The 20063-nt window shown below is 62.7% G+C and carries 22 protein-coding genes; 7 read left to right on the top strand and 15 right to left on the bottom strand.

Annotation, left to right across the window (positions count from 1 at the left end; genetic code table 11):
* The first annotated feature begins 316 nt into the window (after positions 1–316).
* Positions 317–493, top strand: coding sequence for a hypothetical protein (locus tag AC1DYJ_RS20700; RefSeq protein ID WP_477266637.1), 177 nt, complete (start codon positions 317–319; stop codon positions 491–493).
* Between the two features lie 9 nt (positions 494–502).
* Here AC1DYJ_RS20700 and AC1DYJ_RS20695 read toward each other — a convergent pair whose 3' ends face one another.
* From AC1DYJ_RS20695 to AC1DYJ_RS20655, 9 genes are all read right to left on the bottom strand, one after another.
* Positions 503–1648, bottom strand: coding sequence for a GGDEF domain-containing protein (locus AC1DYJ_RS20695; protein WP_477284424.1), 1146 nt, complete (start codon positions 1646–1648; stop codon positions 503–505).
* A gap of 213 nt (positions 1649–1861) precedes the next feature.
* A complete protein-coding gene (locus AC1DYJ_RS20690; protein WP_477284422.1) occupies positions 1862–2665 on the bottom strand; it encodes a DUF72 domain-containing protein in 804 nt (267 codons plus the stop codon).
* A gap of 33 nt (positions 2666–2698) precedes the next feature.
* Positions 2699–3157, bottom strand: a complete 459-nt coding sequence (locus AC1DYJ_RS20685; protein WP_477284421.1) for a GNAT family N-acetyltransferase — start codon at positions 3155–3157, stop codon at positions 2699–2701.
* A gap of 34 nt (positions 3158–3191) precedes the next feature.
* Positions 3192–6113, bottom strand: a complete 2922-nt coding sequence (gene uvrA, locus AC1DYJ_RS20680; protein WP_477284419.1) for an excinuclease ABC subunit UvrA — start codon at positions 6111–6113, stop codon at positions 3192–3194.
* Between the two features lie 1047 nt (positions 6114–7160).
* Positions 7161–7376, bottom strand: a complete 216-nt coding sequence (locus tag AC1DYJ_RS20675) for a hypothetical protein (protein WP_477426226.1) — start codon at positions 7374–7376, stop codon at positions 7161–7163.
* Between the two features lie 179 nt (positions 7377–7555).
* Positions 7556–8029, bottom strand: a complete 474-nt coding sequence (locus AC1DYJ_RS20670; RefSeq protein WP_477284415.1) for a hypothetical protein — start codon at positions 8027–8029, stop codon at positions 7556–7558.
* 51 nt (positions 8030–8080) lie between these two features.
* Positions 8081–8689, bottom strand: coding sequence for an ATP-dependent Clp protease proteolytic subunit (locus tag AC1DYJ_RS20665; RefSeq protein WP_477284413.1), 609 nt, complete (start codon positions 8687–8689; stop codon positions 8081–8083).
* Between the two features lie 28 nt (positions 8690–8717).
* Complete coding sequence (locus AC1DYJ_RS20660; protein ID WP_477284411.1) at positions 8718–9191, bottom strand: SRPBCC family protein; 474 nt, start codon at positions 9189–9191, stop codon at positions 8718–8720.
* The gene (locus AC1DYJ_RS20655; protein ID WP_477284410.1) at positions 9188–9502 is read right to left on the bottom strand and encodes an ArsR/SmtB family transcription factor; all 315 of its coding nucleotides are present in this window, start codon (positions 9500–9502) and stop codon (positions 9188–9190) included. Before AC1DYJ_RS20655 ends, AC1DYJ_RS20660 begins: the two co-directional genes overlap by 4 nt.
* A 237-nt stretch (positions 9503–9739) precedes the next feature.
* Between AC1DYJ_RS20655 and AC1DYJ_RS20650 the strand changes: the two genes are divergently transcribed.
* From AC1DYJ_RS20650 to AC1DYJ_RS20640, 3 genes are read left to right on the top strand one after another with little or no spacing between them, the layout of a single operon-like run.
* Positions 9740–10273 carry a single-stranded DNA-binding protein gene (locus tag AC1DYJ_RS20650; RefSeq protein WP_477284408.1) on the top strand — a complete coding sequence of 178 codons (534 nt, stop codon included), beginning with the start codon at positions 9740–9742 and terminating at the stop codon, positions 10271–10273.
* Between the two features lie 33 nt (positions 10274–10306).
* The gene (locus AC1DYJ_RS20645) at positions 10307–10705 is read left to right on the top strand and encodes a DUF2306 domain-containing protein (RefSeq protein WP_477284406.1); all 399 of its coding nucleotides are present in this window, start codon (positions 10307–10309) and stop codon (positions 10703–10705) included.
* Positions 10706–10729: 24 nt separating this feature from the next.
* Positions 10730–11155 (top strand): OsmC family protein, encoded by a 426-nt coding sequence (locus AC1DYJ_RS20640; RefSeq protein ID WP_477284404.1) that lies wholly within the window; start codon positions 10730–10732, stop codon positions 11153–11155.
* A 31-nt stretch (positions 11156–11186) separates the two neighbouring features.
* On the opposite strand, the gene AC1DYJ_RS20635 is transcribed toward AC1DYJ_RS20640, so the two are convergent.
* From AC1DYJ_RS20635 to AC1DYJ_RS20625, 3 genes are all read right to left on the bottom strand, one after another.
* Complete coding sequence (locus AC1DYJ_RS20635) at positions 11187–11816, bottom strand: MarC family protein (RefSeq protein WP_477284402.1); 630 nt, start codon at positions 11814–11816, stop codon at positions 11187–11189.
* A 102-nt stretch (positions 11817–11918) separates the two neighbouring features.
* Entirely contained in the window at positions 11919–12296 is a 378-nt protein-coding gene (locus AC1DYJ_RS20630) for a VOC family protein (protein WP_477284400.1), read from the bottom strand.
* 32 nt (positions 12297–12328) lie between these two features.
* Complete coding sequence (locus AC1DYJ_RS20625; protein ID WP_477284398.1) at positions 12329–12859, bottom strand: hypothetical protein; 531 nt, start codon at positions 12857–12859, stop codon at positions 12329–12331.
* 86 nt (positions 12860–12945) lie between these two features.
* Here AC1DYJ_RS20625 and AC1DYJ_RS20620 point away from each other — a divergent pair, with 86 nt between their 5' ends.
* A complete protein-coding gene (locus tag AC1DYJ_RS20620; protein WP_477284396.1) occupies positions 12946–13806 on the top strand; it encodes a helix-turn-helix transcriptional regulator in 861 nt (286 codons plus the stop codon).
* Positions 13807–13809: 3 nt separating this feature from the next.
* On the opposite strand, the gene AC1DYJ_RS20615 is transcribed toward AC1DYJ_RS20620, so the two are convergent.
* Both AC1DYJ_RS20615 and AC1DYJ_RS20610 read right to left on the bottom strand, forming a co-directional pair.
* Positions 13810–14433, bottom strand: coding sequence for a ParB-like protein (locus AC1DYJ_RS20615; RefSeq protein ID WP_477284394.1), 624 nt, complete (start codon positions 14431–14433; stop codon positions 13810–13812).
* Positions 14430–16118 carry a SulP family inorganic anion transporter gene (locus tag AC1DYJ_RS20610; protein ID WP_477284842.1) on the bottom strand — a complete coding sequence of 563 codons (1689 nt, stop codon included), beginning with the start codon at positions 16116–16118 and terminating at the stop codon, positions 14430–14432. The genes AC1DYJ_RS20615 and AC1DYJ_RS20610 overlap by 4 nt, the downstream gene beginning before the upstream one ends.
* Positions 16119–16328: 210 nt before the next feature.
* Here AC1DYJ_RS20610 and gyrA point away from each other — a divergent pair, with 210 nt between their 5' ends.
* Positions 16329–19127 (top strand): DNA gyrase subunit A, encoded by a 2799-nt coding sequence (gene gyrA / locus AC1DYJ_RS20605; RefSeq protein ID WP_477284392.1) that lies wholly within the window; start codon positions 16329–16331, stop codon positions 19125–19127.
* A gap of 71 nt (positions 19128–19198) precedes the next feature.
* Here the strand turns inward: gyrA and AC1DYJ_RS20600 are convergent, their stop codons facing one another.
* Positions 19199–19345: a hypothetical protein gene (locus AC1DYJ_RS20600; protein ID WP_192253752.1), complete on the bottom strand. Its 147-nt coding sequence runs from the start codon at positions 19343–19345 to the stop codon at positions 19199–19201.
* A gap of 191 nt (positions 19346–19536) precedes the next feature.
* Here AC1DYJ_RS20600 and coaD point away from each other — a divergent pair, with 191 nt between their 5' ends.
* Positions 19537–20037, top strand: a complete 501-nt coding sequence (coaD, locus tag AC1DYJ_RS20595) for a pantetheine-phosphate adenylyltransferase (RefSeq protein ID WP_477284390.1) — start codon at positions 19537–19539, stop codon at positions 20035–20037.
* The last annotated feature ends 26 nt before the right edge of the window (positions 20038–20063 follow it).

Below are 20063 nucleotides of genomic sequence, written 5' to 3'. Positions count from 1 at the left end.
ACGGAATGGATCCCTGGGTCTTCGCTCCGCTTTGCGTCGCTACGCCCAAGGATGACGAAGTCGTGGAGGCTCGCGCTGTTGAGGTCAGCTTTAGTCCTATGCCGCCATACTCACCTCTGGCACCCGCAATACTGCATGCTACTCTTTGTCAGGCCTCGGTGAGTCGGCCGCTTCCGTATCAGTCTGGTTCTGTAGCAGATCGGGGGAATGCGCTGGCTCAGCCTGCAAGTTCCACGCAAGCAAGCCATCCTAGCTTTCCCTCGCAGTTCTGATTGTCGGTCAATGTGTCCAGATAATCTTGCCAGGAGAATAGGCTATGGAACGGTTCGTCGAGGACCACCAGAAACGACGGCTGACAGAGCGCGTCGACATCATCACCGCCATCAACATCCTGCGATCGCAAGGCTACCAGCCGGATGAGCTGATCGGCGAAATCACCAAGGTTTTCTACGTCGATCTCGATACCTACAACGAGATCGTCCTGGCGGCCTGACCGCTCAACCTACCCGGCGCGCCGGAAGGCGAGCACACGATTGCGGCCGCCGCGCTTGGCGCCGTAGAGCGCCTTGTCGGCGGCGCTGAGCACCTTGTCGAATTTACTGCCGCCTTCGCTGCCGAAGGCGTAGCCGGCGCTGACCGTGCAGGCGAGCAGCCGGGTCTCGGTGTCGATGCGACGCGAGGCAAAACTGGCCCGGATGCGCTCGGCAATGAATTCCACCTTCTCAGGCAGAATGCGATCGAGGACGAGCGCAAATTCCTCTCCGCCCATACGCGCGGCGACATCGCCCGGCTGGAGATTGGCGGTCAAATCCTTGGCGAACAGTTTCAGCACCTCGTCACCAGTGGCATGGCCGAACTCGTCGTTGATGGCCTTGAAGCCATCGAGATCGAACACGATCACGGCGGTGAACACCCCGACCGGCGTTTTGCCATGCAGGTCGAACAGAGCGCGTCGGTTGAGCAGGCCGGTCAGCGGATCGGTCAGCGCTTCGCGGCGGTGATGCTGCGCCAGGCGGCCCTGGTTGAGCGCCAGCGACAGCGCGCCGATACCGGTCATGCAGGCGATGACGACGATGAGGCTGAGATCCTCGGCCCAATTGCTCGGCGCATGGCCGAGCACCAGCCTGCCATCCCAGACCAGCACTCCGGAGCACAGCACAAAGGATATGGCGGTGGCCGTGTAAAGCCCGGCAATGCCGATGATCGGGGCCGGAAATTCGGTGCGCCCCTTCCAGTATTCATAGGCCGTCGCAAACAGGAGCAGCGCGGCAAAGGCATTTTCCAGCATGAAGCCCAGCCCGTCATAGCCAAGCGCCATTGGCGGCAAGGCGATCGCCAGCGAGACGCCGGCGCCGATGGCGATGCGCGGCAGCGGCGAGTTGCCGGTGGTGAATTGGTGGGCTGCACCCAGCATGGTCGCGAAGCCGAGCAGCAGGAAGGTGAAGGTGGCAAGGCCGAGCAGGCGTCCGGGCGCGTCGATATAGGCCTGGTAGGCGAAGACGTCGGCGACGATCAGAAGCACGCTGGCCGCCCATGTCAGCAGGAATTTCTCCGAGCGCGCGGTAAGCCAGATTCCGAACAATGTCATGCCGAGGCAAGCGGCGGAAAAACCGACGGCCAACAGAAGGGAATTGTAGTCGAGCGACATGCCCTCGTCCTTGCCCGCGGCGACCTGGCTCTTGCAACCGGGCCGGACCGGATTCATGCAGCAAGGAGGTATCGATAAGGTTACGATGGCGGGGAAGATACCACGTTTCGCTTGATTTGGAGCAATTCTGGGTTGAAACGCAACCCGGGCCGGAATTGCGCCAGGACGGAGCGTTGGAGCGGTTTGCTATCTTCCGCGATGCGGGCGAACCGATCAGTTCACCCGCTTCATCAGCGCCATGGCGCCGAACGGCGCGCGCACCTTGCCCTCGGTGATGAAGTAGGCGAACACGTCGCGCGGCTTCACCGGCGCGTCGAAAGCCGGATCGGCGCGCCTCAGATCGGCCGGCTGCTTGCCCTCCGCCCAGATCTTTACCCGCGCCGCCCACTCGTCCAGGCCCTTCGGCGTGTAGCAATCGGGATTGTCGTCCGAACCGGTTTGCAGCCGCGCATAGATGAAATCGCCGGTGATGTCGGCAATGTCAGGGTATTTGGCATGGTCGGCGTAGACGATCGCCGCCTTGTATTTGCGCGCAAGGCTCACGAATTCCGGTACGATGAAACTGTCGTTGCGCACTTCGAGCGCATGGCGCAGCGCCACCCCGTCCTGCTTTTCCGGCAGCAGTTTCAGAAAAGCCTCGAAATCGTCCGCATCGAACTTTTTCGTCGGCGCGAACTGCCACAGAATCGGGCCCAGCTTGTCACCCAGTGCTGCAACGCCGGAGCTGAGGAAGCGCGTCATGGACTCGCCGGCTTCGCCGAGCACGCGGCGGTTGGTGACGAAGCGATTGCCCTTCAGCGAATAGACAAAACCGTCCGGCGCTTCGCTTGCCCATTTGATGAAGGTCGGTTCCTTGAAGCTCGAATAATAGGTGCCATTGACCTCGATGCTCGACACCTGGCGGCTGGCATAGTGCAGCTGCTTGGCCTTCGACAGTTTGTCCGGATAGAAGGACGTATCCCAGGGCTCGAACGTCCAGCCGCCCATGCCTGAGCGGATTGTTCCTTGGCTGGTCATCGTCTTCCTCCCAGTTTTGAAAATGCGGTCCGGCTATTTTGCCACCGGCTTGGCCATATCGACCACGATCCATCCCGGCCTGTAGGATTTTTCCCGGCGACCGGTCTCGCGAAAACCATATGCGGTGTAGAGCGCAATGTTCCGTTCCATGCGCGCATTGGTGTAGAGCCGTATCTCCGGCACGCCCCATTTCAGCGCCTGTTCGCCGGCGAAATCGAGCAGCGCGATGCCGAGTTTCCTGCCCTGGAATGCAGGGGAGACGGCGACGCTGAAGATCATCGCGTGGTCGGGGTGTTTTTCGAGAACGATCAGCCCGGCGAGCTCCGCACCACTTTCCAGGAGCCAGACCTCGCCACGGTTGATGCGCGGCGCATAGTCCTCGTTGACCGGGATCGGTGGCGCGCCGAGCAGGGGCGTGTAGTGCGCATAGGCGGCCTGCGTCAGCGCGACGACGGCAGAGAGATCACCGGCAAGCGCCTTTCGGAACAACATTCAAAGCTCTCCAGGCGCTTGACCGGTCTGTCTGCTATTCCGCCGCTTCGCGCTTGCCCCCTGGGCGCCGCTCCAGCAGTTCTTTCAGGAACTGACCGGTGTAGCTGCGCTTTTCGCGCACGATCGCTTCCGGTGTGCCCTGTGCCACCAGTTCGCCGCCGCCGTCGCCGCCTTCAGGGCCGAGATCGAGCACCCAGTCGGCGGTCTTGATCACCTCGAGATTGTGCTCGATGACCACCACCGTGTTGCCCTGGTCGACCAGTTCGTGCAGCACTTCCAAGAGCTTGGCGACGTCGTGGAAATGAAGGCCGGTGGTCGGCTCGTCGAGGATATAGAGCGTCTTGCCGGTCGCCCTGCGCGACAATTCCTTGGCGAGTTTTATCCGCTGCGCCTCGCCGCCCGACAGCGTCGTCGCCTGCTGGCCGATATGGATGTAGCCGAGGCCAACCTGCTTCAGCGTGTCGAGCTTGTCGCGCACGCCGGGTACGGCGGCGAAGAAATCGACGCCTTCCTCAACAGTCATGTCGAGCACATCGGCGATCGACTTGCCCTTGAACACGACATCGAGCGTCTCGCGGTTGTAGCGCTTGCCATGGCAGACATCGCAGGTGACGTAGACGTCGGGCAAGAAGTGCATCTCGATCTTGATGACGCCGTCGCCCTGGCAGGCCTCGCAGCGGCCACCCTTGACGTTGAACGAGAAGCGTCCCGGCTGGTAGCCGCGCGCCTTGGCTTCCGGCAGGCCGGCGAACCAGTCTCGGATCGGCGTGAAGGCGCCGGTATAGGTGGCCGGATTCGAACGTGGTGTCCGTCCGATCGGCGACTGGTCGATGTCGATGACCTTATCGAGGAATTCGAGGCCCTCGATGCGGTCGTGATCGGCGGGATGCTCGCGCGAGCCCATGATGCGGCGCGACGCGGCCTTGAACAAAGTCTCGATCAGGAAGGTCGACTTGCCGCCGCCCGACACGCCGGTGACAGCGGTGAAGGTGCCGAGCGGGATTTCGGCGGTGACGTTCTTCAGATTGTTGCCGCGCGCGCCGACGATCTTCAGCCGGCGGTTCTTCTTGGCTTCGCGCCTGACACCAGGTGTCGCCACTTCCAGCGCGCCCGACAGATATTTGCCGGTGATCGAATTCGGGTTGGCCATCACCTGCTGCGGCGTACCCTGGGCGATGATCTCGCCGCCATGGATGCCGGCGGCGGGTCCCATGTCGACGACATAGTCGGCATGCAGGATGGCGTCCTCGTCATGCTCGACGACGATCACCGTGTTGCCGATGTCGCGCAAATGCTTCAGCGTGTCGAGCAGGCGGGCATTGTCGCGCTGGTGCAGGCCGATCGACGGCTCGTCGAGCACATAGAGCACGCCGGTGAGGCCCGAGCCGATCTGCGACGCCAGGCGAATGCGCTGGCTCTCGCCGCCCGACAGTGTGCCGGAATTGCGCGACAGCGTCAGATAGTCGAGCCCGACATCGTTGAGGAAGCGCAGCCGCTCGCGGATCTCCTTGAGCACGCGCACCGCGATCTCGTTCTGCTGGTCGTTGAGATGTGGCGGCAGGTCGGTGAACCAGCGGTCGGCGCTGCGGATCGACAGTTCCGTGACCTCGCCAATGTGCTTTCCCGCGATCTTCACCGCCAGCGATTCCGGCTTCAGCCGGTAACCCTTGCAGACCGGGCAAGGCGTCGCCGACATAAAGCGCTCGATCTCCTCGCGCATCCAGGCGGATTCGGTCTCTTTCCAGCGCCGCTCGAGATTGGGGATGACGCCTTCGAACGTCTTGGTCGTCTTGTAGGAGCGCAAGCCGTCATCATACTGGAAGGTGACCTCGCGCTCGCCGGTGCCGCGCAGGACGGCTTCCTTGGCCTCTTCGGTCAGATCCTTGAACTTGTCGCCGAGCTTGAAGCCATAGGCCTTGCCCAGTGCTTCCAGCGTCTGCGCGTAATAGGGCGAGGTCGATTTCGCCCACGGGCTGACGGCGCCGTCGCGCAGCGAGACGTTCTCGTCGGGCACGATCAGGCTGGCGTCGATGGCGCGCTGGCTGCCGAGACCGTCGCAGGTCGGGCAGGCGCCGAACGGGTTGTTGAACGAGAACAGCCTGGGCTCGATCTCCGGAATGGTGAAGCCGGACACCGGGCAGGCAAACTTTTCCGAGAACAGGATGCGCTCATGCGTCTCGTTCTTCGACTTGTTGACCGAGTCCTCGCCGGTCTGGCTGGCATCGAGCGGCTTGTCGGCGAATTCCGCGACGGCCAGCCCCTCGGCAAGCTTCAGTGCCGTCTCGATGGAGTCGGCGAGGCGCGTGGCAAGATCGCCGCGCACGACGATGCGGTCGACGACGACGTCGATGTCGTGCTTGTACTTCTTGTCCAGCGCCGGCACGTCGGCGATCTCGTAGAAGACGCCGTCGACCTTGACGCGCTGGAAGCCCTTCTTCTGCAGCTCCAGGAGTTCCTTGCGGTACTCGCCTTTGCGGCCGCGCACGATCGGCGCCAGCAGGAACAGGCGCGTGCCTTCCTCGACCGCCAGCACCCGGTCGACCATCTGGCTGACCGTCTGGCTCTCGATCGGCAGGCCGGTGGCCGGCGAATAGGGGATGCCGACGCGCGCAAACAGCAAGCGCATGTAGTCGTAGATCTCGGTGACGGTGCCGACCGTCGAGCGCGGGTTCTTCGACGTGGTCTTCTGCTCGATCGAGATGGCAGGCGACAGGCCGTCGATCTGGTCGACGTCAGGCTTCTGCATCATTTCGAGGAATTGCCGCGCATAGGCCGACAGGCTCTCGACATAGCGGCGCTGGCCCTCGGCATAGATGGTGTCGAAGGCGAGCGACGATTTGCCGGAGCCCGACAGGCCGGTCATGACGATCAGGCTGTCACGCGGCAGGTCGAGATCGACATTCTTCAGATTGTGTTCGCGCGCACCGCGAATGGAAAGGTATTTATGGTCGGCCATAGCCGGTCGCCGCCTCAGTCTGGATTTCGTGGGATCGGCGGGTTTTCCCGGCCAATCCCCTATGTAGGTATTTTTGCAGCCACGTCGAGAGACGCCACAATTCTCGACCAAGGTCGTTTAACCGCCTTTCGCGCGTAGGGGCAAGCGGAAAGAACAAAGGCCGAACACGCTCCTGACAAAGCTGTGCAGAAACCTGACAAGGGCGTTTCAAGAACTGACCCTGACGTAAGCTCCCGGCGATCACATTTTTCGGTAACCGGCTATTCAACGGTTGACGTCGCCGAATCAGGGGCGCAGTCTCAAGAAGTCAACGAAGCCGGCCGTCTTTCGATGGCCTCGCCGCCCAGAGGCGGCCTGCGAGACGCCGCAGGCAGGTGCGATTAGCGCTTCGGACGACACAGTCGCAACGGACATAGGAGCGGAGCATGACGCCACCGGACAGTCCCTTGAGGCTCCACATCTCGTTGGAGCCGCGGCGGGCATAAGTGCCAGGGTACTTTCAAGGTAGAGAGCATATGCGTCCAAACGAACGCATCGCTTGAATCCGGGAAGCCACCCGACAAACCGTGACCTGCCGTATCCCCTAAAATCAGAGACGGATAGTCGGATCGTCGGCTGAATGCCGCGAAGCATCCGAGATCAAAGTCGGTATAACACTACCGGCAGTTTGGATCTGGAATCCAAAAAAAGCCCCGACCGTTTGCGGAAGCAACGGCGGGGCTGTTCTTTTGTGGGTGTGCCACCCGGTCTCGATCGTTTCACAATGTCCGCGATGGGCAATCGCATAGGGGCGGCGCCAGCCCCCTCTCCGTCCGCTACGCGGCCACCTCTCCCCCATTTCATGGGGGCGAGGAAACGTTAATCTCTAAGGTCGCGGCCCTGAAAAGCTTGGGTTCCTCGCCCCCACAAAGTGGGGGAGAGGTGGCTCGGCGAAGCCGAGACGGAGAGGGGGAGCGCCGTATGCGATTAACTGCCATTCGCAGGCAAGATGCCGGCAGGCAGGTGAGGGGCAGCGCTGACTTTCGGCTGGGAGCTACGAATCCGACCCTACCGGCGCGGCGGCTTGATTCCGCCCGTGCCGACATCGACAGTGATGGTGCCGGAAATCCTGACATCGGTATTGCCGATCTTGAACGTGCCGTTCTCGCCGGCAGGCAGCGCGTCGTCGGGCTCGGGCTGCGGCGCCGGCTTGGCGATGCGGTAGTCGCTGGTCACGCCGGGCAGGGCGCCGGTGCCAGTCTTGCTGTCCGCGGCGACGGCCATGCCGCCCTGCAGGACAAATCCGAAAGTGATGCCCAAGGCCCAGAGCGGGTGCTTCGAAAGGCTTCTGATCATAAGGCCATTATAAGATGCCGGGGCCGGCAATTCCAGACGCCAGCGTTAAACTCACGAGCCATCTGGCAGCTCTTGCGAGCGGACGATCTCAAGAGATTGCGGCCGGATTAGAAAATTATTCCGAATTCGCACATCTTGATTTGCTTGGATGAGCCGTCGGAAGCCTCAAAGAAGGACATCGCGCCGTTCTTGCAAATCCCCGGGATCTGCAAGGGTGTGTCTTGTGACGCTGACTTCACAGGCAGCATCATGAACCCTTCCAGGGACTGCTTTTTGAAATCGTTTCGAAACAGGGCCGATAAGCAGTACTCTCCGTCGCACATGTTTTCGAAGCGCACGACTATGAGCGTGTATATCGGTTTCCCCGATGCGATTGGCCCCCACAGCTCCTGCGACCTCGTGAATTTTGGGTCGAAATCGACCTTGCCGTCCAGCGCCGTCTTCAACTCGTCGAGAAGCGATTTTCTGTAGATTGGTTTAAAGAAATCGGCCGGCCCAAGCATGTATGCCTGCGCCGAACCGGTCGAAGCCTGGGTGGCAAGAACCAAAAAAAGGAAAACGAATACTTTTCTGAAGCCCATGCATATACGTCCAACCCAAATCGGGCGGAACTCGGACCTATATGGTCGGCCTTAGGCCGCCGCCTGCTTGCGGGTATCAAAAACATGGTCGACGAGGCCCCAGTCCTTGGCTTCGCGCGCGGTCATGAAGAAATCGCGGTCGAGCGTGCGTTCGACCTCTTCATAGGTGCGGCCGCAATGCTGCGCGTAGAGCTCGGTCATGTTCCGCTTGGTGCGCAAAATGCCTTCGGCATGGCGCTGGATGTCGGAGGCCTGGCCCTGGAAGCCGCCCAGCGGCTGATGAAGCACGATGCTGGCGTTGGGCAGCGCGATGCGCCGCCCGGGCGTTCCCGCCATCAGCAGGAACGAAGCCATCGAGGCGGCAAAGCCCATGCACACCGTCGACACCGGGCAGCTGACATATTGCATCGTGTCGTAGATGGCAAAACCGCTGGTCACCACGCCGCCGGGCGAGTTGATGTAGAGCGAGATCTCCTTGTCGGGGTTGTCCGATTCCAGCGACAGCAGCTGGGCGCAGACCAGCGCCGACATGCCGTCATTGATCTCGCCATTGATGAAGATGATGCGCTCGCGCAGCAGCCGCGAGAAAATGTCGAAGGCGCGTTCGCCGCGGCTCGATTGCTCGATGACCATCGGCACCAGATTGGCAAAGCCGCTCATCTCATTGTCTCCGTTTGATTTTTTCGATTCAGGCCGCGCGCATCAACAGGTATGGCGCATTGGCGGCGATCAGCGCTTTGGGCTTTTCTTCGCGCAGCGAAAGCCGGCAGCCGCCGCCCGCCATCGCCACCGCGGGCGTCGCCGCCTGCACAAACCCGTCATGGACAATGCGCAGATGCGTGCCGCCTGAAACGGTGCGGGCGAGCGTGAAGGTGACGATGCTGTCCAGCCCGTTGGCATCGCCGGTGCCTGACCGCTCGCGCCAGGAATAGCGCAACAAACGCCCTGGCTCGGCATCGAGCACTTCGCACTCGATCGACGCCTCCGGTCCGGCAAACGCAAAGCGGCTGCCAGCTTCCGGCTTGATGTCGTTCGGCATCATCCAAGCCGCCAAAAGCTCCGGCACGGTCAGCGCCCGCCACACCTTTTCCGGTGCGTCCGGCAGGTCGCATTCGAAGGCGAGGGCATCCTTGGCGGCCGGCGCCTGCTTTTCATCGCTCATTGGTCCATGTCCTTCAAAACGGCCTTCAGCCTCTCGATGCGCTCCGGCCAGAAAGCGCGGTAGCGTTCGATCCAGCCAAGCAACGGCTCGAGCCCTTGCGGATCGGCGCGGTAATAGGCGTTGCGGCCGGCTCGCCTTTCGCTGACCAGGCCCGCGCCGCGCAGCACGGCGAGGTGCTGCGATACCGCCGGCTGCGACACGCTCATGCCGGTGCGCAGTTCCGACACGCTCATCTCGCCAGCGGCGAGCCGCTCGTAGACGGCGCGGCGCGTCGGGTCGGCCAGGGCGCGGAAAATCTCTGCTTCGATCATGACAAAAGCATAAGTCGACACTTATCGATTTGGCAAGCGATGTTTTTCACCCCATATCAAACGGGCTGCCGCACCCCTCCAATTGCTGACATTCCTTGACAATTGACTGATGTGCAGTATAGAACGAAAAGAGAACAAAAACCTTGTGGGAAAAGCCAGCCTTAGCAGGCGGTAGACGTACGCAGCCTGTAAGGTGCTGCGAYAAAAATTTGTTTCGGATGAGCGCGGAGAAAAATCATGGCGGGTAGCGTCAACAAGGTCATTCTGGTCGGCAATCTCGGGGCGGACCCTGAAATCCGCCGCCTGAACTCCGGCGAGCCGGTCGTCAACATCCGCATCGCCACGTCGGAAAGCTGGCGCGACAAGAATTCCGGCGAGCGCAAGGAAAAGACCGAGTGGCACAATGTCGTCATCTTCAATGAGGGCATCGCCAAGGTCGCCGAGCAGTACCTGAAGAAGGGCATGAAGGTTTACGTCGAAGGCCAGCTGCAGACACGCAAATGGCAGGACCAGACCGGCGCCGACAAATACACGACCGAAGTCGTGCTGCAGAAATTCCGCGGCGAGCTGCAGATGCTCGATTCACGTGGCGAGGGCGGCGGTCAGGTCGGCAACTATGCCGGTGGCGGCAATGCTGCCCGTGGCTCGGATTTCGGCCAGTCGAGCCCCAATGAAAGCTTCAACCGCGGTGGTGGCAACAGCGGTGGCGGCGCAAGGGGCGGCGGCGGTGGCGGCTCGTCGCGTGAACTGGACGACGAAATCCCGTTCTGAGCAGTGGGCGATAGCATATAGGGAGAGGGCGCGATGTCGCTCGGACCGCTTCTATCGGCGCCCCCTCCCATTCCATGGCACGCTTTCGCGGCCCTTGCCGCGCTGGTCATCGGCGGCGCCCAGCTGGCGCTGCCGAAAGGCACGACGCGCCACCGCGTGATGGGCTATGCCTGGGCGGCGCTGATGCTGGTCATCGCCATCTCCAGTTTCTGGATCCAGCAGATCCGCCTCATCGGTCCGTTCAGCCCGATCCATATCTTGTCGATCATCGTGTTGATCACCGTGCCGCTGGCGGTCTGGCATGCGCACATGCATCGCGTCGCCAAACATCGCAGGGTCATGATTTCACTCTATGTTTTTGCGCTGATCGGCGCCGGCGTGTTCACGCTGCTGCCGGGGCGCATCATGCATGCGGTCGTGTTCGGCCAGTGACGCGTTTCTAGAAGGAAGATTGCTGTGAAAGCACGGATCAAGTGGGTCGAAGAGCGGACTTTCGTCGGCGAGTCCGGCAGCGGCCACAAGCTCGTGCTGGGGACCGCCTCCAGTCCTGAAGGCAAGACGCCAGGCCCGAGCCCGATGGAGCTGGTGCTGATCGGCACCGGCGGCTGCTCGGCCTATGACGTCGTCCACATCCTGGAAAAAGGCCGCGAGGCGATCGAGGATTGCGTGGTCGAACTCGACGCCGACCGGGCGGAAACCGACCCAAAAGTCTTCACCCGCATCCACATGCATTTCATCGTCAAGGGCAGCAATCTGTCGCACGACAAGGTCCAGCGCGCGATCAATCTGTCGATCGAAAAATACTGCTCGGCCTCGGCAATGATGGCCAAGACGGCCGCGATCACGCATGATTTCGACGTGGTCGATACGGCGGCGAAGTAGGCAGTAGGCAGTAGGCAGTGGGGACAGCCGTTCAGCTCGCCATCAGCGCCTTGATGCCGTCGGCCACGAACTGCACCGCCAATGCGGCCAGGATGACGCCGAGCAAGCGTGTCAGGATCGAGCGGCCGGTCTGGCCGAGGATGCGGTCGATGCGTTCGGACAGCACAAACACCACATAGGTGATGGCCAGGCAGACGAAGATGATGCCGACCAGCGCCGCCTGTGCGGTAAAACCCTGAAACGAGCCGGACAGAAGCACGGTCGCCGAAATCGCGCCGGGGCCGGCGATCAGCGGGATCGCCAGCGGGAAGGCGGCGATGTTGTGGATCATGTCCTTGGTGATGGCGACGTCGCCGATCTTCTCCTTGCGGTCCTGCCGGCGCTCGAACACCATTTCGAAGGCGATGAAGAACAACAGGAACCCGCCGGCGACGCGGAAGGCAGGGAGCGTGATGCCGAACACCGACAGGATCGAGGCGCCGGCAACCGCAAACAGCGCCATCACCAGGAAGCCGATGATCGAGGCGCGCACCGAAACCTGCTGGCGTTCCTCGCGGTTCATGCCGCGTGTCACGGCCAGGAACAGCGGCGCCAGCCCTGGCGGGTCGATGGTCACCAGAATGGTGACGAAGGCGTTGAACAGGCTGTCGAAACTCGGCATCGCTGACCCCTCCCGCCGGGCCGGACCCCTGCGCCATCATAGTGGTAGAGCAAAGCCCGGTCGGTGGGAACTGCCAGGATGATAGTTGTGGAAGCCGGCAGGTCAGCCGGCAGCGCTGCAATAGGCCTCCAGGCGATAGCCATCGGGATCGATGACGAAGGCGGCGTAGTAGTTCTCGCCGTAGTCGGCACGCAGGCCCGGCGCGCCATTGTCGCTGCCGCCTCCGCGCAAGGCCCCGGCGTGAAAGGCGTCGACGCTGGCCCTTGTCGGCGCGGCAAAGCAGAAATGCAGACCGGATTTCTTGTCCGATGGCACCGGCCGCTCAACCTCATTCACCCACAGCGCGGCGGTTTGCGCGCCATAGCCCAGCGAGCCTGGCGACTGGCTGAGGCAGGAGTAGCCGAGCGGCTGCAGCGCGGCATCGTAGAAGAGCTTCGAAACGTTGGTGTCGCGGACACCGATCGAGACATGGTCGAGCATGGTTTTCACCTTTTTTACAATATGTTGCGCTGTCAGCCCTGGGCGACGCGGCGCGCTAGGAACTCGACTTCGAGCCGCCACGTCTTGCCATCGTCGTGCGAACGCTCGCCGAGCCAGCGGAAACTATCTTTTGTGATGCGTGAAAAGCTCCAGCGGACCGAGGAACCGGTGCCGTCGGCCCCGACCTGCACAATCGTGTCGCCTTCGGCACGACCGAGCTGACGGCTGTAGTACTGGTTGCGCGGGTCGCTCCAGAAGATGTGCCAGGCATCCGCGCCGGGATCATAGGCCCGCAGCGTTGTGCCATAGAAAGTCCATTTGCCGAGCGAGGGCGAAGGGCCGGCGTCGCGCGCGGGCAGGATCCACACATCCTGGATCGCCTTGCCTTCCAGCACCCAGCCGAAATGCACCTCGCCGCGCCCGGTGAGCTTGGTGCCGTCCTCAAGGATGCGCGTGGCATCGAATGTCCAGGCGCCGACAAAGCGGCCGTAGAGGTCCAGCTTTTCAGCCAGGCCGGGGACGGGGCCGTCACTGTGCAAAGCTTCTGTGAATGGATCGGTCATGCTGCTGCCTTCGTGGTGTCAGGAGGCTGCAAGCGATAGGCCGCGCGAGGGTGTTGCGCTTGGGAAAAATTGCTATCTTTCAAGCCATGACGACGAGCGAACAAAAACTGGCTTCGGGGCCGGACTGGTATGTGTCCGACGTGCTGTGCACGGCCGGCGCCGGCGATCGCCCGTTCGAGGAAGAGCACCGCAGTATCTGCATTGCCGCTGTCACCAGCGGCACCTTCCGCTACCGCACCAGCCAGGGCGCCGCCATGCTGGCGCCCGGGTCCGTTTTGCTCGGCAATGTCGGCGCCTGCTATGAATGCGGGCACGAGCATGGCGCCGGCGACCGCTGCCTGTCCTTCCACTTCGCTCCGGCCCATCTCGACCGCATCGCCAGCGACGTGGCTGGCGCCAAGAAGCTGACGTTCGGGGTACCGCATCTGCCGCCCTTGCCTGCGCTGGCGTCGCTGCTGGCCGAGGCCGAAGCGGCACGCGAGACGGCCGATATCGACGCCTTCGAGGAGCTTGGCCTGCGCATTGCCGGCGCCGCCCTGGCGGTCGCCAGTGGGGCCGCGCCTGCCGCTCGCCCACCGAGCCGGCGCGACCAGAAACGGGTCGCCGAGGCGGTGCGGCAGATCGAGCTCAATGCCGACCGGCCCGTCTCGCTTTCCGAACTGGCCGGCTCGACGGCGACCAGCCCCTATCACTTCCTGCGAACCTTCCGGCAGGTCGCCGGCATGACGCCTTACCAGTTCCTGCTCAGAACCCGGCTGCACCGCGCGGCGGTGCGGCTGCGCATGTCGGATGAGCCCATCTCGGCAATCGCTTTCGAGGCCGGCTTTAACGACCTGTCGACCTTCAATCGCCGTTTCCGGCGCGTCATGGGCGAGACGCCGGGCGGCTATCGCGCCCGCCGGTCAGGCAGCGCCTTGCCGTCACCGTCAGCGTTCGCAGCCTTCTGAACCTCAGTCCGAGGTCGGCCCGCACCAGCCCGGCAGATAGGCGGCATCCTTGCTCTTGGCGAGCGCCAGCGCATCCTTCATTGCCTTGTCGAAGTTTTTTGCCACGGCGCTCCGGTCGATGCGCCGGCGCAGGAAATCCGCCCACAAAAATTCGCTGAACGGCGTCGTGTCCTTGGCAAAGCCGCCCATCCGACGCAGTTCGCCCGCCACGCTGCGGTAGGGATCGTCGACCAGTTCGCCGATTGTCTTGGGAATTGCCGAGTAGTCGCGGCGCCGGCCGTTCTCATCGAACGGGTGCATCCAGCCGCGACTGTCGAGCACGAAAAGAAACGCGTCCTTGTCGAGCGCGGACAGGTCGCTGATCACGGTCACAAGCACGTCCTTGACGCCTTCCTCGAGCAGGGCGCGGGCGAGGTGATGGTGATCGGTGACGTAGTTACGATTTTTGGGACCCAAAACCACCGGCACCATGTGTCTGCCGAGAAAAGCGCCGGTCTTCTTCTTGGCGTCCTGTGCCCGGATCATCTGGCGCTTCAACGCAACTTCCCTCATGCCGACTGTTATCTGCGTCGGCCGAAGGTCCTCGACAGGGACCGGCGTGACAATGGGTTCTCGGGGGTCAATCATGGCACTCCATCCTGTTCTTGCAGCTGATGTTTCCCCGGACCAAGTGATTTGATGGCGGCGTCGACGCTGTGAAAGATCCGCTGCGGGCCGACGAGGTCGGCAATGCCGAACCGCGCCAGCGCCGCCTGGGCGCGCAGCGATTCCAGCCGTGCAATGGCGAAGATCGCGCCGCTCTTGCGGCAGTGAGCGATGGTTTCGATCAGCGCTTGCGCGGCGGTATAGTCGATCTCGGCTATGTTGCTGGCCTCCAGCACCACCAGTTTGATGGTTTCGGCCCTCGCATCGATCAGATCGCAGACGCCGCGCTTGAAGCTATCGGCATTGACGAACGACAGCGGCGCCTGGAACGCCGCAACCAGCACGCCGGAGAGCTGCTCACCCGCCGTCGGCGCTCCGGGCGGCCACCACACCGACGTTCCCGGAACCTTCTCCAACTCGATCGCCTGCGTGCGTGTCGCGCTCCACAGCCCATGCAGCAGCGACAGGCCAATGCCGACCGCCACGCCGGTTTCGATCGGCAGCACGACGATCGCCGTCATGGTGACCAGGATCAGCAGGAATTCGACCGGCGCCTGGCGGTAGACACTGGCAAACACCTTCCAGCGCAAAATGTGCTGGGCAACGAACAACAGCACACCGGCAAGGGCTGCCTGCGGGACATCGGCAAGCAGGCCGCCGCCGAAAGCGCCAAGCGCCAAGACGATTGCCGCGGCGATCAGACCTGAAAACTGCGAACGGCCGCCCGACTGGGCGGCGATTGCGGTGCGCGGCGGGCTGGAATTGACCGCGAAGGCGCCGAACAGGCCGGACAGAATGCTGCCGGCGCCGACGCCGACGAAGTCCCGATTGATGTCGGGCGCCTCGCCGACAAAGGAGCGGCTGGTGGCCGCCGTCTGCACCATGACGACGATGGCGATCAACAGGGCCAGCGGCAGCAACGCCTGCGCATCATTGAGACTGACCGTCGGCAGGCCCGCCCGCGGCAGGCCGTTCGGCAAGGCGCCGAGCACCTCGACGCCGCGCGCCTTCAGATCGAAGACAGCAATGGCCAGCGTCGCCAGCACCATGCCGATCAGGGCGCCGGGGATGCGGGCGCTGATGCGTTCGGCAGCGAAGACGATGGCAAAGACGCCAAGGCCGAGCGCCAGGCTCCACGGGTTGGTCAGATGCAGATTGGCGGCGATCTCGCCGACGCGGCGCAGTGTTTCGCCGCTTTCGGGCGGCAGGCCGAGCAGTCCGGGCAGTTGCGAGACGATGATATGAACCGAAATGCCTGCCAGGAATCCTGTCGTCACCGGTACTGAGAGCAGGTCGGCGATCCAGCCGAGCCGGAAGATGCCGCTCAAAGCCACCAGCAGGCCGACCATGAGCGCCAGCATCGCCGCCAGCGCCAGATAATGCGCCGAGCCGGCAACGGCGATGACGGCGAGGCCGCCGGCAAACAGCGGCGTGATGGTTGAATCCGCCCCGGACGACAGATGGCGGTTGGCGCCAAACAGCGCAAAGGCCAGCGATCCCGCGACAAAGGCGAAGAAGCCGATCTCGGGGGCAAAGCCGCCAAGCCGTGCCGTCGCCATCTGTTCGGGAATGGCGATTGCCGCCAGCGTCAGCCCGGCGGCCAGATCGCCATTGAGATCCCGAGGCCGCCAACCGCTCAATGCTCGCAAAGGCAGCCACCAGTTCATCGTGCTTACGGCTCGGGCTTGAGAAAACAGTGCATCGCAGGCTTTTGCCTTGGTGGCGGCGAAATCGGTTATGGCCAAATCGTCGCAATCAGCGGTATCCATTTGAAATTACCACTGAAATTGTCGTTGGAAAAGTGCCACGAATATTGGAGTTTTGGCCGTGCTTCCTATATAAGCGGTCAGTGATTCCTGATTAGATTGTGATCCAATTTGACCGACCAAAAACCCCCGCGCGGCGCCGACGGCGGCCCCACCGGCATCGAGCCGATCTCCATCATCGAGGAGATGCAGAGCTCCTACCTCTCCTACGCCATGAGCGTGATCGTCAGCCGTGCGCTGCCGGACGTTCGCGACGGCCTGAAGCCGGTGCATCGCCGCATTCTCTATGCCGCGCATGAGAGCGGCTACCACTGGAACCGCAAATATGTGAAGTCGGCCCGCCCGGTCGCCGACGTGATGGGTAAATACCATCCGCATGGCGACGCCTCGATCTATGACGCCTTGGTGCGCATGGCGCAGGACTGGTCGCTGCGCGTGCCGCTGATCGACGGGCAGGGCAATTTCGGTTCGATCGACGGCGATCCGCCGGCGGCGATGCGCTACACCGAGTCCAGGCTGACCAAGGTCGCGCATGAGCTGCTTGAGGACATCGACAAGGAAACCGTCGATTTCCAGGAAACCTATGATGCCTCCGACACCGAACCGAAGGTGTTGCCGGCTCGTTTCCCCAACCTTCTGGTCAACGGTTCCGGCGGTATTGCCGTCGGCATGGCCACCAACATCCCGCCGCACAATCTGGCCGAAGTCTGCAACGGCGCCATCGCCGTTATCGACAATCCGGCGATCGACCTGCCGGCGCTGATGGAGATCATTCCGGGTCCCGATTTCCCGACCGGCGGCATCGTGCTTGGCCGCTCGGGTATCTACAGCGCCTATCAGACCGGTCGTGGCTCCATCGTCATGCGCGGCAAGGTCAATGTCGAGCAGCGCGGCAATGACCGTGAATCGATCATCATCACCGAGGTTCCCTACCAGGTGAACAAGGCCTCGATGATCGAGAAAATGGCCGAGCTGGTGCGCGACAAGCGCATCGAAGGCATTTCCGATATCCGCGACGAAAGCGACCGCCAGGGCTACCGCGTCGTCATCGAGCTGAAGCGCGACGCCGTCGCCGACGTCATCCTCAACCAGCTTTACCGCTTCACGCCTCTGCAGACCTCCTTCGGCGCCAATATGGTGGCGCTGAACGGCGGCAAGCCGGAAGTGATGAACCTGACCGACATGCTGAAGGCCTTTGTCGGCTTCCGCGAAGAGGTGATTAGCCGGCGCACGAAATTCCTGCTGCGCAAGGCGCGTGACCGCGCCCATGTGCTGGTCGGTCTCGCCATCGCCGTCGCCAACATCGACGAAGTGATCAAGCTGATCCGCACCGCACCCGATCCGCAGACGGCGCGCGAGCAGTTGATGGAGCGCCGCTGGCCCTCCGGCGACGTCGAATCGCTGATCCTTTTGATCGACGATCCGCGCCATCGCATCAACGAGGACGGGACGTACAATCTGTCCGAGGAGCAGGCGCGCGCAATTCTCGAGCTGCGCCTGCAGCGCCTGACCGCCCTCGGCCGCGACGAAATCGCCGACGAGTTGAACACGATCGGCGCCGAAATCGTTGATTACCTTGATATTTTGTCGTCCCGCGCGCGCATCCAGCAGATCGTCAAGGATGAGCTCGCCGCCGTGCGCGACGAGTTCGGCACGCCGCGCCGCACCGAGCTCACCGACGGCGGCGCCGACATGGAAGACGAGGACCTGATCCAGCGCGAGGACATGGTCGTCACCGTCAGCCATTCCGGCTACATCAAGCGCGTGCCGCTGTCGCTCTACCGGGCGCAGCGCCGCGGCGGCAAGGGCCGCTCCGGCATGTCGACCAAGGAAGAGGATTTCGTCACTAGGCTGTTCGTGGCCAACACGCACACGCCGGTGCTGTTCTTCTCCTCGCGCGGTATAGTCTACAAGGAAAAGGTCTGGCGGCTGCCGATCGGCAACCCGCAGTCGCGCGGCAAGGCGCTGATCAACATGCTGCCGCTGGAGCAGGGCGAGCGCATCACCACCATCATGCCGCTGCCCGAGGACGAAAACAGCTGGGGCGAGCTTGACGTGATGTTTGCCACCACGCGCGGCACGGTGCGCCGCAACAAGCTGTCCGACTTCGTCCAGGTCAACCGCAACGGCAAGATCGCCATGAAGCTGGAGGAGGAGGGCGACGAGATCCTCGGCGTCGAGACCTGCACCGACAATGACGACGTGCTTCTGACGGCGAATTCGGGCCAGTGCATCCGCTTCTCCGTTGGCGACGTGCGGGTCTTCCAGAGCCGCAATTCCGTCGGCGTGCGCGGCATAAGCATGGCCGAGACCGACCGCATCATCTCCATGTCGGTGATCGAGCATGTCGATGCCTCACCGGCGGAGCGCGCCGCCTACCTGAAGCGCGCGGCGGCGGAGCGGCGGCTAGAGACGGCCGGCGAAGAGGAAGAGATCGCGCTCACCAATGAGGAGATCGGCGAGGAGGCGGAGCTTTCCGACGACCGCTACGAGTTCCTCAAGGCGCATGAGCAATATGTGCTGACGGTGACCGAGTATGGCTACGGCAAGCGCTCGTCGTCCTACGACTTCCGTCTGACCGGGCGCGGCGGCAAGGGCATTCGCGCCACCGACGTGTCGAAAACGGCAGAGATCGGCCAGCTGGTGGCGACCTTCCCGGTCGGCAATGACGACCAGATCATGCTGGTTTCGGACGGCGGCACGGTCATCCGGGTACCGGTCAACGGCATCCGCTTCGCCAGCCGCGCCACCAAGGGCGTCACCATCTTCAACACCGCCGAAGGCGAAAAGGTGGTTTCGGTCGAGCGGATCTCGGAGCCGCAGGCTGACGAGGACGTCGAAGAGAGCGGCGAGGGTACGGCTGATGCCGGCCCGGACGCCGGGGATGCCGCGCCGGGCAATGCCGAATAAAGGGCCGGATAGGCTCAGACACAGCAACGCCGGCCCGATGGGCCGGCGCAATCGAGACTTGGCCGGTAAGATTAGTGGTGACGGTGGGGCCAGCGAGCGCCGAAGCCTTCGAAGCGCTTTGTCCTGACACGGACACGCTCTGCTTCCTGATGCAGCCCGAATGCGGTAGCAATCAGCATGGCGACGGTCATTGCGGTGGCGAGCATGTAGATCAGCATTTGCGTGTTCTCCTGCGCCTTACAACGGTTAGATGGGGTTTTGGTTTCATCTTCTGAAGTGCAAACTAGTGAACGCTGCGTGAAGTCTTCGTGATCAAGGCATTCATCTGTCGTTCATGTCTGCGAAAAGGTTCACGCAGATGTTCCCAATCGCATTTGCCTTCCGTTCAATGCCCCGCTAGAAGCCTGCCATGACCGAACGCACCGCCCTTTATGCCGGCTCCTTCGACCCGCTGACCAACGGACATCTCGATGTCCTGAAGGCATCATTGGCTGTCGCCGACACGGTTTATGCGGCGATCGGCACCCATCCCGGCAAGACGCCGCTGTTTTCCTTCGAGGAACGGGTGAAGCTGATCGAGGCCGCGACAAAGGCCGAATTCGGCCGCGACGGCGGCCGCATCAAGGTCGTCGCCTTCGACGGGCTGGTCATCGACGCGGCCCGCAAGCACGGCGCCTCGATCATGATCCGCGGCCTGCGCGACGGCACCGACCTCGACTATGAGATGCAGATGGCCGGCATGAACGAGACCATGGCGCCTGAATTGCAGACGGTTTTTCTGCCCGCCAGCCCTTCGGTGCGCACCATTACCGCCACACTTGTGCGCCAGATAGCTTCGATGGGCGGCGACATCCGTCCTTTCGTGCCGGCCGCCGTTGCCGGCGCCCTCAACGCCAAATTCAAGAAATAATCCCTCGGAGATCCCTATGCAGCTGA

Source organism: Mesorhizobium sp. P2_B11, assembly GCF_056404855.1.
Note: the sequence above shows the minus strand (reverse complement) of the source record. Positions and strands in the feature narration are given on the sequence as shown.